Source organism: Streptomyces californicus (assembly GCF_000717645.1).
In the GTDB taxonomy this organism is placed as follows: Bacteria; Actinomycetota; Actinomycetes; order Streptomycetales; family Streptomycetaceae; genus Streptomyces; species Streptomyces californicus.
Genome location: NZ_JNZZ01000010.1, coordinates 36288 through 49262, shown reverse-complemented (window position 1 = coordinate 49262; position 12975 = coordinate 36288). Strand labels below are relative to the sequence as shown.

The following is a 12975-nucleotide window of genomic DNA, read 5'->3' as shown; positions in this document are numbered from 1 at the left end:
CTTCACGATCACTACGGTGAGGGACCCATGAGTCCCCCCATCGCACCCGTGGGCTGGAGCCGCTGGCTGGTCCCGCCCGCCGCGCTCTCGATCCACCTCTCCATCGGACAGGCGTACGCCTGGTCCGTGTTCAAGACACCGCTGGAGGACACGCTCGGCCTCAGCGGCACGCAGAGCGCCCTGCCCTTCCAGCTCGGCATCGTCATGCTCGGCCTCTCGGCCGCGTTCGGCGGCACGCTCGTCGAACGCCGGGGGCCCCGTTGGGCCATGACGGTCGCCCTGATCTGCTTCTCCTCGGGATTCCTGGTCTCCGCGCTCGGCGCGGCGACCCAGCAGTTCTGGCTGATCGTCCTCGGATACGGGTTCGTCGGAGGCATCGGCCTCGGAATCGGCTACATCTCGCCCGTGTCGACGCTCATCAAGTGGTTCCCCGACCGGCCCGGCATGGCCACCGGCATCGCCATCATGGGGTTCGGCGGCGGCGCGCTGATCGCCTCGCCCTGGTCGGTGGGGATGCTGGAGTCCTTCGGCGGCGACAGCTCCGGCATCGCGGCCGCCTTCCTCGTCCACGGCCTGGCCTACGCCGTCTTCATGCTGCTCGGCGTCCTGCTGGTCCGGGTGCCGCGCCCACGCCCCGCCGAGCACGGGGGCGGCCCCGCCCCGGCGGCCGACGGGCCGCAGGTGTCGGCCCGCCAGGCCCTGCGCACCCCGCAGTTCTGGCTGCTGTGGGTGGTGCTCTGCATGAACGTCACCGCGGGCATCGGCATCCTGGAGAAGGCCACGCCGATGATCACGGACTTCTTCGCGGACACCTCCGTCCCGGTGTCGGCGACCTCCGCCGCCGGGTTCGTCGCCCTGCTCTCGGCGGCCAACATGGCCGGGCGCATCGGCTGGTCCTCCACCTCCGACCTGATCGGACGCAAGAACGTCTACCGCGTCTACCTCGGCGTCGGCGTGCTCATGTACGCGCTCATCGCCCTGGTGGGCAGCTCCTCCAAGCCGCTGTTCGTGCTGTGCGCGCTGGTCGTCCTCTCCTTCTACGGCGGCGGGTTCGCCACGATCCCCGCCTACCTCAAGGACCTCTTCGGGACCTACCAGGTCGGCGCGATCCACGGCAGGCTGCTCACCGCCTGGTCCACCGCCGGTGTGCTCGGGCCGCTGATCGTGAACTGGATCGCGGACCGGCAGGAGGCGGCGGGCAAGCACGGCGCGGAGCTGTACGGAACCTCGCTCCTCATCATGATGGGCCTGCTCGTCGTCGGCTTCGTCGCCAACGAGCTGGTCCGCCCCGTCCATCCGTCCCACCACGTCGGCGCCGCGACGGCGCGGAAGGGAGCGCCCGATGTCCGGCACGAACGCGCAGAGTCCGCCTGAGGCGTCAACCGGGAAGGACCGGCGGCCGCTGATCGCGTTCACCTGGCTGTGGGTGGGCGTACCGCTCGCCTACGGGCTGTACGAGCTGGTCCGCAAGGCCACCCAGCTGTTCACCGGCTGAGCGTGAGCCTGTCCCCGCCCGGCCCGTCGAAAGCCGGGCCGGGCGGGGACAGGGCCCGGCTGGGCCCTGTCAGACCTCGCCCACCAGGTCCGGGGCGCGCAGCACCGCGGACGGGATGTTCCAGGCGTCCACGAGGTCGCCCGCCAGCGGCCGGATCTTGCGGCAGAGGTCGTTCACCTCGCGGGTGATCGACTTGGACCGCTGGACCGTCAGCCGGCCGTGCTCCATGAACCACGCCCGGTCCGCCTCGATCGTCGTCAGGGCGTGCAGGTCGCACAGCAGGCCGAGGGCCACCTTGTCGCCGCCGTCCGGGAGCGCGCGGACCCGGTCGACGAACGCCTCCAGCACCAGCCGCTCCATATGGGCGTGGGCGAGGGCGATGACGTGGTCCTGCACCTCGGAGAAGACGGTGCCGGGGTCCCGCTTCTGGTCCATTCCGCGCTTGAGCCGGCGGGCCACCCCGGCGAGCATGTGCTCCTCGCGGTAGCGGACCATGGCGAGCTGGTACTCGGAGTCGAGCAGGCCGGCCTCCTGGTCCCACTCGTCGCCGCCGGGCAGCAGGTCGCGCACCCGCTCCAGCAGCTTGTGGGCCGAGGTCTTCTCGATGACCGCCTCGACCGCGAGGCCCGTGACGTGGCGGACCATGCCGAGCTGGTCCAGGTCCTCGAACTCGCTCGCGTAGTGGGTCAGCAGGCCCTTCGCGACGAGTTGCAGCAGGACGTGGTTGTCGCCCTCGAAGGTGGTGAAGATGTCGCTGTCGGCCTTGAGCGCGGCGAACCGGTTGACGGCCAGGTATCCGGCCCCGCCGCACGCCTCCCGGCACTCCTGGACCACCCGGGTGGCGTGCCAGGTGGCGAGCGCCTTGGTCCCGGCGGCGCGGGCCTCCAGCTGACGGCGCGCCTGAGGGTCGTCCTCGGCGCCGGAGAAGACGTCGTGCAGCTGGGTGCGGACGATGTCCTGCGCGAAGTGCAGCGCGTATGTGCGCGCGATCAGCGGCAGCAGCCGCCGCTGGTGCAGCCCGTAGTCCAGGAGCAGTTGCTCCTCGCCCTCGGCGCCCGCGGCGAACTGCCGGCGGCGCAGCGCGTACCGGGTGGCGATGGCCAGCGCGGTCTTGGAGACGTTGACCCCGGCGCCGCCGACGCAGACCCGGCCCTGCACCAGGGTGCCGAGCATGGTGAAGAAGCGGCGGTGGGGGTTGTCGATCGGGCTCTCGTAGACGCCCTCCGGGGTGACGTCGGCGAAGCGGTTGAGGAGGGCCTCGCGCGGGACGCGTACCCCGTCGAACCGGATGCGTCCGTTGTCCACGCCGTTGAGGCCCATCTTGCGGCCGTCGTCCTCGATGGCGACGCCCGGGGCGCTCTCGCCGCCGGACCGGATCGGCACGACGAACGCGTGCACGCCCTCGCTCGTGCCGTCGATCTCCAACTGGGCGAACACGACAGCCAGTTCTCCGTGACGGGCCGCGTTGCCGATGTAGTCCTTGCGCGCCTGGTCGCCCTCGGTGGTGATGACGAACTCCTGGGCGGCGGCGTCGTACCGCGCGACGGTGCCGAGCGCCTGCACGTTGGAGCCGTGTCCGGTCTCGGTCATCGCGAAGCAGCCCATCAGCTTCCCGGTGATCAGGTCGGGCAGATAGGCGTCGTGGTGGCGTTCGGTGCCCAGGTGCAGGATCGCGCCGCCGAAGAGGCCGAACTGCACGCCGACCTTGACGAGCACCGACAGATCGCCGAGCGCCAGCGTCTCGAACGCGGCGATCGAGGCCCCGACGTCCCCGCCCCCGCCGTACCGGGTGGGGAACCCCATACCGGTCTGGCCCGTCGCCGCCATCTCGACCACCCGTTCGCGCACCCGCTCGCGGAACGCGTCGATGTCGAGCTCCTCGGCCTCGTCGAGGACCGGGGCGTGGGTCACCAGGTTGGCCCGGACCAGGTCGCGGATCTCGGCGTACTCGCCGTCCAGCAGCGCGCCGAGCGCCTTGACGTCGATCTCCGGCTGCACGTATCCGGTGGGCGCGGGCGGTGTTCTGTCAGTGGTCATACCGTTTCGCTACCCCACCCGGGAACGATCAAGCAGGTCCCCGCCGCAGGTGGAGGCCGCCGGACCTGTCCGGCGGCCCGCCGCACGGGCGAAGATCCCGCCGGGGCGAGGCGTACGGCGCGCCGGGCAGCGCGGTGCGCCGTACGAGGTGAAGGGCGCACCGCGGGGGGCGTGAGTTCGTCGGGGCAGTGCCCCGTTCGCCATCGCTCGCGCCCTGCCGGGTGATCGCGGCGAACGGTGAGGATGTGGGCCGACCGCACACCTCCCGTCGAATCCGCGCCCCGCCCCCGCGGCGGGTGGCTCCGCGGTGGAAGGAATCCACGTTGCTGCTCCTCATCTCCCCGGACGGCGTCGAAGAGGCCCTGGCGTGCGCCGAGGCGGCGGAACACCTGGACATCGTCGACGTGAAGAAGCCCGACGAGGGCTCGCTCGGCGCGAACTTCCCCTGGGTCATCCGGGAGATCCGCGCGGCGGTCCCGGCGGACAAGCCGGTCTCCGCCACGGTCGGCGACGTGCCCTACAAGCCCGGCACGGTGGCCCAGGCGGCGCTCGGCGCGGCCGTCTCCGGAGCCACGTACATCAAAGTCGGCCTCTACGGATGCGGTACGCCCGACCAGGCGATCGAGGTGATGCGCGGGGTCGTCCGGGCGGTGAAGGACTTCCGGCCGGACGCGTTCGTCGTCGCCTCGGGCTACGCCGACGCCCACCGGATCGGCTGTGTGAACCCGCTCGCGCTGCCCGACATCGCCCACCGGGCCGGCGCCGACGCGGCCATGCTCGACACGGCGGTCAAGGACGGCACCCGGCTGTTCGACCACGTGCCGCCGGACGCCTGCGCCCGGTTCGTCCAGCAGGCCCACGCGGCCGGTCTGCTCGCCGCCCTCGCCGGCAGCGTGAAGCGGGAGGACCTGGCCACGCTCACCCGGATCGGGACGGACATCGTCGGCGTGCGCGGAGCGGTCTGCGAGGGCGGCGACCGCGACACCGGAAGGATCCAGCCGCGGCTGGTGGCCTCCTTCCGGGCGGAGATGGACCGGCACGCCCAGGAGTTCGCGGCCACCACGGCCGCGCGTTGACCGCCGGCGTGGAGCTGAGACGCGACGGCTCCGGCCGGCCGCCTGCCGGCGGGCGGTTCGCCGTCCTCGACCCGGCCACGGGCGAGGCGTTCGGCGAGGCTCCCGACCAGGGCGCGCGGGACGTGGACGCGGCGGTCGCCCGGGCGCACCACGCCTGGCGGAGCTGGCGCGCCGACCCCGCCGCGCGGACCGCGGCCCTGCTCGCCGCCGCCGACGCCGTGGAGGCGGCCGGGGCGGACCTCGCCCCCCTGCTCACCCGGGAGCAGGGGAAGCCCCTGCCCGAGTCGTACGCGGAGATCGCCCGTACGGCGGCCCGGCTGCGCCACTTCGCCGCGGCGGCCCCCGAGCCCCGGGCGATCACGGACGGCCGGCCCGTGCGCAGCGAGCTGCGCTGGCGGTCGCTCGGTCCCGTCGCCGCCGTCGTCCCGTGGAACTTCCCGCTCCAGCTCGCCTCGGCGAAGTTCGCCCCCGCGCTCGCGGCGGGCAACACAGTGGTGCTCAAGCCCTCCCCGTACACCCCGCTGGCCACCCGGCTGCTGGGGTCCGTGCTGTCCTCGGTCCTTCCCGAGGGCGTACTGACGGTCGTCACCGGGCGTGACCCGCTCGGCGCCCTCCTCGCCTCGCACCCGGGGGTCCGGCATGTGACGTTCACCGGTTCGGCCGCCACCGGCCGGGCCGTCGCGGCGGGCGCGGCGGGCGGTCTCGCTCGGGTCACCCTGGAGCTGGGCGGCAACGACGCCGCCATCCTGCTGGACGACGTGGACGTGGAGCGGATCGCGGACCGGCTGTTCCGGGCGGCCTTCCGCAACTGCGGGCAGGTCTGCATGGCGGTCAAACGCGTCTACGCGCCCCGGCGGCTGTACCCCCGGGTGGTCGAGGCGCTGGCGGAACGCGCGAAGGCCGCGGTCGTCGGGCCGGGTCTGGACCCCGGTACGGAGCTGGGGCCGGTGAACAACGCGGCCCAGCTGGCCCGGGTGGAGCGGTACACGGACCGGGCCCTGGCGGACGGGGCGCGGGCCGCGGCGGGCGGCCACCGGCTGGACCGGCCGGGCTACTTCCACGCCCCCACCGTCCTGGCCGACGTGCCGCCCGGCAGCCCGGTGGTGGTGGAGGAGCAGTTCGGACCGGTCCTGCCGGTGCTGCCGTACGGGAGTCTCGACGAGGCGGTCGAGGCGGCCAACGGCACCCGGTTCGGCCTGGGCGGTTCGGTCTGGGGGACCGACGAGGACCGGGCCGAGGAGGTGGCCGGACGGCTGGAATGCGGTACGGCGTGGATCAACCACCACGCCGAGCTCTCCCTCGCCCAGCCGTTCGCGGGCGTCAAGGAGAGCGGGGTCGGCGTCGCGGGCGGGCCGTGGGGGCTGTACGGCAACCTCAGCCCGTTCGTCGTCCACCGTCTCCGACCGGACCCGTCGTGAGATTCGACGCGGCGGTGCTGCGCTCGTACGAGGACCCGTTCACCGTCGAGGAGGTCGTCCTGCACACCGGTCCGGCCGAGGACGAGGTCCTGGTCCGGATCGCCGGGTCCGGCATGTGCCGCACCGATCTCGCCGTCCGCCGCTCCGCGGGCCGCTCCCCGCTGCCCGCGGTCCTCGGCCACGAGGGGGCCGGGGTGGTCGTGGAAACGGGCGGCCCGGCCACCGGCCTGAGCCCCGGCGACCATGTGGTGCTGAGCTTCGACTCCTGCGGGCGCTGCCGAAGCTGTCTGGGCGCCTCCCCCGCCTACTGCGACACCTTCGCCGCGCTCAACCTCTTCGGCGGGCGCCCCGGGAACGCGGACCGGTTCACCGACGCCGCCGGGGGCGCGCTGGCCCCCCGGTGGTTCGGCCAGTCGTCGTTCGCCGCGTACGCGCTGGTCCCGGCCCGCAACGCCGTACGGGTCGATCCCTCGCTCCCCCTCGAACTGCTCGGGCCGCTGGGCTGCGGCTTCCTCACCGGGGCGGGGGCGGTCCTCAACTCCTTCCGCGCGGGCCCCGGCGACCCCGTCGTGGTCCTGGGCGCGGGGGCGGTGGGGCTGGCGGCGGTCATGGCGGCGGCCGCCGCGGGGGCGGTGACGGTGGCGGTCGACCGGCACCCCGAACGTCTCGCGCTCGCCGAGGAGTTCGGCGCCGCTCCCGTGCACGGCGACTCCCCCGGTCTGCCGGACCGCGTCCGGCGGCTGACGGACGGCGGCGCGCGGTACGCCCTCGACACGACGGGCTCGGTCCGGCTGATCAACGACGCGTTGCGGGGGCTGCGTCCGATGGGCCGTCTGGGGCTGGTGGCGCGGCTGCACACCGCTCTCGCGCTGGAGCCGGGAACGCTGGACCGGGGCCGGAGCATCTCCCACATCTGCGAGGGGGACGCGGTGCCGGCCCTGATGGTCCCCCGGCTGACCGGCTTGTGGCGGGCCGGCCGCTTCCCCTTCGACCGGTTGATCCGTACGTACCCCCTCGCCGAGGTCAATGAGGCCGAACGCGACTGCGAGGCGGGCCGGGTGGTGAAACCGGTCCTCGTTCCGTAGCCGGATTCCCCGGCCGCCGTTCCCCGTGGCCGCTTCTCCGCAGTCACTCATCGGCGGTCACCCATCGGCGTCGCCCTTCGCCGTCGGCGCCCTTAGCCGTCGTTCGGCGGCGTCCGCATCCACGGCCGGTTCCCGTTTCCGTGACCGGTCCCCACGCGTCCCCAGGGAGTGCACATGGTCGATACAGCGCAGGCGAACACCGGTACGGAGGGCGTGGCGGGAGGGGTCGGTGTGACGGCTCTCCTGGTGGCCGCCGCCCGGGCGATCGAGACCCACCGGCCCGACGCTCTGGCGCGGGACGTCTACGCGGAGCACTTCGTGCTCGCCGCGCAGGCGTCCCAGGGCTGGCCCGTCCGTCCCCTGGAGGTGCGGGACGGTGAGACGGACCCCTTGTGGGGGCGGTTCGCCCGGTACTTCGGGCTGCGGACGCGGGTCCTCGACGATTTCCTCCTGCACTCCACGCACCACGGAAACGCCCGCCAGGTGGTCGTGCTCGGGGCGGGTCTCGACACGCGGGCGTTCCGGCTGGAGTGGCCGACCGGCTGTGTGGTCTTCGAGATCGACCGGGAGGAGGTGCTGGCGTTCAAGCACCGGGTCCTCGGCGGGCTTTCGGCCGTCCCGTCGGCGGCGCGCGTGCCGCTCGCGATGGACTTGCGCTCCGACTGGGCGGGCGCCCTCCCCGGAGCCGGCTTCGACCCCGCCGCGCCGAGCGTCTGGCTGGTGGAGGGCCTGCTGTTCTACCTGCCGCCCGCGGCGGAGACGTATCTCATCGACACGGTCGACCGGTTGACCCCCGGGGGCGGTGCGCTGGCGTACGAGGTCAAGCTGGAGAAGGACCTGCTGGCGTACCGCGACAGCCCCCTGTACACGGCCACGCGGCGGCGGATCGGCATCGACCTGCTGGACCTGTTCGACCGGGAGCCGAGACCCGACTCCGCGGGGCGTCTGGCGGGCCGGGGCTGGTCCACCTCGGTCCGCACTCCCTTCGACTTCACCCGCCTGCTCGGACGCGGGCCGCTGCCCGAGCCGAACGACGCGCTGGCCGGCAACCGGTGGGTGTTCGCCCACAAGCCCTGACGGCAGGACCGGCGCCGGTCCCCTGCGGGCGGGTGGCCGCCCCCGGGCCGGTGCCCTGCCCGAGGCCGTTCACGTACGCCTCCCGGCGTGCCGTGCTCCAGCCGGAAGCGCGGACGGGCGGGGAGCGTCGTCCCGACCGTGCGGTGTGCGGGAAGGTCGACGAGGAGCGGCAGGGCGCAGGCGCTGGGAGGAGCCGGGATCGACACGGCGAGGAGGCCGAGCGAGCAGCTGGTGCGCCCCGGTTCGGGATTCGCCCGGCCCCGGGGCAACACGGCCTGCCGCAACAGGCATCCACCCTGCCCCACCACTGCCCGCTCGCCTCTTCCCGACGGCCGTTCGCACACCGACCCTGGACGGACGTCCAGCCATCTCCAGGGAGACCGACCAGCCATGCGCGCCCACGACGAACGATCGGATGACCTCCGCCCCGGTCACCGCAACGGCAGCCGGCGCCCGGCGTCGGCCACCTCACCGGCCCGGACGGGTCTGGCGGCCCTGCAACACAGCATCGGCAACGCCGCCGTCGGCGTCGCACTGGGGCGCGAGCGGGCCGCCCGGGACGCGACCGTCCAACGCGCTCTCCCCCTGCGGACGAACGTCTGGGGACGTACGTCGAGACCATGGGGAAGGGCGGGCGCTCGGTGAGCGAGGCGAGGCGGTCGCCGGCGCTCACCGCGTTCGGACGGGCGATTCCGCAGAACCTGGTCGACATGGACGAGCAGAGCGCCGACTACACGCCGGATTCCGACAGTCCGCAGAGCAAGCCCCCGGAGGCCGGCGGGCACTTCGAGAACCTCTACGGCCGGAACGACGACGGCGCATTGGCCGTCATGATGGAGAACGACCGCAGCCGCGACGAGAAGTACACCGCGAGCGAGGCCTTCATTCACCAGTGGTCTCGAGCCGTGGCGATGTTCAACGCGGGGGGGGGCTTCGACAAGGGGGCGCTCAAGGTCCCGACGAAGCCCGAGGACGTGCCGGACCGTCTGCCGGACAGCATCTTCCGGCAGAACGTCTCCGGCGACGCCGCCAAGGAGACCCTCGGCGCACTGATCCCCGAGGGGGCCGACACCGTGACCTTCCAGGAGAACGACACCGTCTACCAATCGGTCCTCAAGACCGTCAACGGCAAGTTGACCATGAACATCGTCCACACGTTCAACCAGATCAAGCACCTGGCCGGCGACCGGGAGTTCCGTATCTCGGGCGGCGCCATCAAGAGGGTGCAGGGCGACTTCCAGTTGCGGTTCGACGTGACCGGCTGACGGCATGACGCACCCCGGGCGGGCAGCGGTCCACCCCCGGTCGGGGCATCAGCGCCGGGCCGCCTCGGCACACAGGCGGTACTGGTCGACGCGGACACGACGGAAGCGGGTCAGCCGACCCGGGCGCTCCGTGCGGACAACGGGGCCCAGGTGTAGCGGACGGGCGCGCCCCGGTCGCGGAGCCAGGCCGCCTCGCGGTGGCGGAGCTCACACGCCGACTCCGGGGCGATGGCGCTGGGCCAGCGGACGAGCACCGCCGTGATGCGGCCCGACCGGGCCAGGTGCCGCACCCGCCGCCACCCGCTGCGCCGGACCGGGTCGGGCTCGCCGTAGGTGTCGGTGACGACCTCGGCGATCGCCAGCCCGCGCTCCCGGGCGAACGCGTACCCTTCCCGCTCCGCGCGGCGGGTCGCCTCGCTCGGCGCTCCCGGACTCCGGTCGGCGCACACGTACAGCACGACGGGGGGCGCGCCGCCGCCGCGGGAGGCCGTGGGCGCTCCTCCATCGGCCGGACACGCCCGAGCGGCCGCCCCGGCCGGATCGTCGCGGCGTCCCATCAGGAGTGCGCCGCCAGTTCCGCCCAGACGACCTTTCCCCCGGCTCTCGTGGAGCGGGTGGAGCCCCAACTCGCCGCGAGCTGCCTGACCAGGAGCAGCCCCCGCCCGTTCTCCTCGGCGGGGCCGGCCTCGCGCTCGGGCGGGCTGAGCGGGGTGCTGTCCTCATCGTGCAGTTCGATGCGCAGGCGACGCCCGTCACCGGTCAGCGTGAGGCCGCACAGCACCTGGCCGCTGCTGGTGTGCAGCACGGCGTTGGTGGTCAGTTCGGAGATCAGCAGGACCGCGTCGCAGCAGGTGTCGCCGGGCAGCTGCCAGGCGCGCAGCAGGTCGCGCGCGGTGTCGCGGGCGGATCTCACGCTGGTCCGCAGGGCGGGCAGCCCGAACCAGTGCTCCCGGCGCGGGGCGATTCCGGCTAAGCCGGGGGGTGAGGCCTGGGCTGCGGGCGTGGAGAGAGTCACGGGTGTCGCCTTCCAGCGCCGTTCAGGGGGGTGGGCGCGGTGAGGGGGTGAGGGCTTCCGCTCGTTCGGTGAACGGTGTGCGCCGGGGCAGGGTCCCGGCGACGGGGCGCCGGCGACACCATCGGCATCGCGCGTCCCCTCCGGTCCGGATCCTGCGTCGGAGATATGACGTGACCGCTCACGCGACCACTATGCGCGTGATCACACTCATGCTGCAACCGACTCCCTGATAATTTCAGCAGCGCCCGTATCAACCTGGTCTCCCCAACAAGTCGATGTCACAATGGCTCTCTTGACGGCTCCTCAGGAGGTGGGGCGTGAGCGAAGCCCGTTCCGGCACCAGCGCGCCGACGGTCCTGCGCATGATCCTGGGCCGACGGCTGCAGGACCGGCGCCTGGGCGCCGGTGCCTCGCTGGAGGACGCCGCGCGGGCGCTGCGCGTGAAGACGCTGACGATCCGGCGGCTGGAGAAGGCCGAGGTCGCGCTGAAGCCTCTCTACGTCGAGAAGCTGCTGGAGACCTACGGCGCGGACCGCCGGGAGATCGACGAGTTCGTCGACCTGGCGGAGCAGGCCAACAAGCCCGGCTGGTGGCACTCCTACCGCGACGCCGTCCCGGACTGGTTCACCGCCTACGTCAGCCTGGAGTCGGGCGCGAAGACGCTGCGCACCTACGAACCCCAGTACGTCACCGGGCTGTTGCAGACCCCGGACTACGCCCGCGCCGTGCTGCGCGGCGGTCTGCCGAACGGCGGCGAGGAGGAGCTGACCCGCCGGGTGGAGCTGCGGCTGCGCCGCCAGAACCTGCTGGAGCGGGAGGACGCCCCCACGTTGTGGGTGGTGATGGAGGAAGCCGTCCTGCACCGGGCCGTGGGCAGTCCCGACGTGATGCGGGAGCAGGTGGAGCGGCTGCTCGAATTCTCCGAACTGCCGCACGTCAGCATCGACATCGTGCCGTTCTCGGCCGGTGCCCACAGCGGCGCGTGCGCTCCGTTCACGTATTTCCGGTTCGAGGAACCGGAGTTGCCCGACATCGTCTACAGCGAGCTTCTGTCCGCCGCCGTCTACTTCGACCAGCGCGCGGACGTCGTCTCCCACCTGGAGGCGCACACCCGCATGGCGCTGATGACGTCGTCCGAGGACAGCACCGCGCTGTTGAACCGCATGCGCAAGGAGTACTCATGACGGCCCACGACGGGAGCATCTACAACGGCATGCCGGCCGCCGACCTCGGGGAGCAGGGCTGGGAGCGCCCCTGGAGCGGGCCGAACGGCGGCCAGTGCGTCGAGACGAAGCAGCTCGCCGACGGCCGTGTCGCCTTCCGGCAGTCGACCGATCCGGCCGGACCGGCGCTGATCTACGCGGCGGAGGAGATCGCCGCGTTCGTCCGGGGCGTCAAGGAGGGGCTGGCTGACCATCTTGCCGTCGGATGACCCGGCGGGAGCGGCAGGGGCGCCCCGTGGGCCCCGACCCCGACCCGGCCAGGCGGGCCGGCGGAGACACACGTGAAGGGAAGAACATGACCACCAGGCAGGCCGGCCGGGACCTCGACACGAGCAGGGCGCACTCGGCCCGGATGTACGACTACTTCCTCGGCGGCAAGGACCATTTCGAGATAGACAAGCAGGCGGCCCTGGCCGCCGCCGAGGCGCACCCGGGTCTCTACGTCACCGCCCGCGAGAACCGGGCGTTCATGCGCCGGGCCACCCGGGTCCTGGCGCAGGAGCACGGCATAAGGCAGTGGCTCGACATCGGCACCGGCATCCCGACCGAGCCGAATCTGCACCAGATCGCCCAGTCGGTGGTGCCCGAGGCCCGGGTCGTGTACGCGGACAACGACCCGCTCGTCCTCAAGTACGCCGAACGCCTCATGCGCAGCACGGCGCAGGGGCGCACGGCCTATGTGGAGGCCGACGCCAGGGAGCCGGACGCCCTGCTGGGCGCGGTGGAGGAAGCGGGCGTGCTGGACTTCGACCGGCCCGTCGCCCTCACGCTCAACGCGCTCATGCACTTCGTCACCGCCCCGCACGACCCGTACGACATCGTGCGCCGGCTGCTGGACCGGCTCGCTCCGGGCAGCGCCCTGGCGATGAACCACTGCACCCCGGACTTCGACCCCGACACCTGGAACCGGGTCGCGGAGTCGTACACGAACTCGGGGACGCCGGTGGAGTTCCGCTCGCACGCCGATGTCGCCCGCTTCTTCGACGGGCTCGATCTGATCGAACCCGGCATCACCTGCTGCCACCGGTGGCGGTCGGACGGGCTCGACCCGGACGGCAAGGAGATCCCGGACGCGCAGATCAGCCTGCTGGCGGGGGTCGGCGTCAAGCCCTGAGCGCCGCTGTCACGTAAGGCCCCGGTGGCGGCTCCGTCGAACGGAGCCACCACCGGGGCCTTCGCATGCGCGGGAAGGGGTCGGACCGTGCACGGGCAGCGCCCCGCCAGAGACCTCTTCGGCATCCCGCCCGGGACCTCTTTCGGCATTCGGAGCACAGCTCGCGGCCC

12 protein-coding genes and 2 pseudogenes are annotated in these 12975 nt (G+C 72.9%); 10 read left to right on the top strand and 4 right to left on the bottom strand.

Annotation, left to right across the window (positions count from 1 at the left end):
• The first annotated feature begins 27 nt into the window (after positions 1-27).
• Positions 28-1374 carry an OFA family MFS transporter gene (locus tag IF19_RS0115105; protein WP_030112307.1) on the top strand — a complete coding sequence of 449 codons (1347 nt, stop codon included), beginning with the start codon at positions 28-30 and terminating at the stop codon, positions 1372-1374.
• Positions 1343-1495 carry an MFS transporter small subunit gene (locus IF19_RS1000000137655; RefSeq protein ID WP_167398077.1) on the top strand — a complete coding sequence of 51 codons (153 nt, stop codon included), beginning with the start codon at positions 1343-1345 and terminating at the stop codon, positions 1493-1495. The genes IF19_RS0115105 and IF19_RS1000000137655 overlap by 32 nt, the downstream gene beginning before the upstream one ends.
• Positions 1496-1564: 69 nt before the next feature.
• Here IF19_RS1000000137655 and IF19_RS0115095 read toward each other — a convergent pair.
• A pseudogene (locus tag IF19_RS0115095) lies at positions 1565-3034 on the bottom strand (acyl-CoA dehydrogenase family protein); the annotation flags it as partial.
• 129 nt (positions 3035-3163) lie between these two features.
• Positions 3164-3532 (bottom strand): annotated as a pseudogene (locus IF19_RS1000000138925) (acyl-CoA dehydrogenase family protein); the annotation flags it as partial.
• 323 nt (positions 3533-3855) lie between these two features.
• Between IF19_RS1000000138925 and IF19_RS0115090 the strand changes: the two are divergent.
• The 5 genes from IF19_RS0115090 to IF19_RS0115070 all read left to right on the top strand — a co-directional run bounded on the left by IF19_RS0115090 (position 3856) and on the right by IF19_RS0115070 (position 9453).
• On the top strand, positions 3856-4608 hold the full coding sequence (locus IF19_RS0115090; protein WP_030112304.1) for a (5-formylfuran-3-yl)methyl phosphate synthase: 753 nt from the start codon (positions 3856-3858) through the stop codon (positions 4606-4608).
• An 8-nt stretch (positions 4609-4616) separates the two neighbouring features.
• On the top strand, positions 4617-6026 hold the full coding sequence (locus IF19_RS0115085) for an aldehyde dehydrogenase family protein (protein WP_050494000.1): 1410 nt from the start codon (positions 4617-4619) through the stop codon (positions 6024-6026).
• Positions 6023-7111 carry an NAD(P)-dependent alcohol dehydrogenase gene (locus tag IF19_RS0115080; RefSeq protein WP_030121020.1) on the top strand — a complete coding sequence of 363 codons (1089 nt, stop codon included), beginning with the start codon at positions 6023-6025 and terminating at the stop codon, positions 7109-7111. The genes IF19_RS0115085 and IF19_RS0115080 overlap by 4 nt, the downstream gene beginning before the upstream one ends.
• A 174-nt stretch (positions 7112-7285) precedes the next feature.
• Positions 7286-8188 carry a class I SAM-dependent methyltransferase gene (locus IF19_RS0115075; protein WP_030112300.1) on the top strand — a complete coding sequence of 301 codons (903 nt, stop codon included), beginning with the start codon at positions 7286-7288 and terminating at the stop codon, positions 8186-8188.
• Between the two features lie 641 nt (positions 8189-8829).
• The gene (locus IF19_RS0115070) at positions 8830-9453 is read left to right on the top strand and encodes a hypothetical protein (RefSeq protein WP_136975137.1); all 624 of its coding nucleotides are present in this window, start codon (positions 8830-8832) and stop codon (positions 9451-9453) included.
• A gap of 110 nt (positions 9454-9563) precedes the next feature.
• Here the strand turns inward: IF19_RS0115070 and IF19_RS0115065 are convergent, their stop codons facing one another.
• Both IF19_RS0115065 and IF19_RS0115060 read right to left on the bottom strand, forming a co-directional pair.
• The gene (locus tag IF19_RS0115065; protein WP_223857853.1) at positions 9564-10010 is read right to left on the bottom strand and encodes a hypothetical protein; all 447 of its coding nucleotides are present in this window, start codon (positions 10008-10010) and stop codon (positions 9564-9566) included.
• Positions 10010-10378, bottom strand: a complete 369-nt coding sequence (locus IF19_RS0115060; protein WP_267933180.1) for an ATP-binding protein — start codon at positions 10376-10378, stop codon at positions 10010-10012. Before IF19_RS0115060 ends, IF19_RS0115065 begins: the two co-directional genes overlap by 1 nt.
• A gap of 407 nt (positions 10379-10785) precedes the next feature.
• On the opposite strand from IF19_RS0115060, the gene IF19_RS0115055 reads away from it, so the two are divergent.
• The 3 genes from IF19_RS0115055 (at position 10786) to IF19_RS0115045 (ending at position 12805) form a co-directional block, all read left to right on the top strand.
• A complete protein-coding gene (locus IF19_RS0115055) occupies positions 10786-11652 on the top strand; it encodes a helix-turn-helix domain-containing protein (RefSeq protein ID WP_030112296.1) in 867 nt (288 codons plus the stop codon).
• Positions 11649-11900: a DUF397 domain-containing protein gene (locus tag IF19_RS0115050; protein WP_030112295.1), complete on the top strand. Its 252-nt coding sequence runs from the start codon at positions 11649-11651 to the stop codon at positions 11898-11900. The genes IF19_RS0115055 and IF19_RS0115050 overlap by 4 nt, the downstream gene beginning before the upstream one ends.
• Positions 11901-11986: 86 nt before the next feature.
• On the top strand, positions 11987-12805 hold the full coding sequence (locus tag IF19_RS0115045) for an SAM-dependent methyltransferase (protein ID WP_030112294.1): 819 nt from the start codon (positions 11987-11989) through the stop codon (positions 12803-12805).
• Positions 12806-12975: the final 170 nt, after the last annotated feature.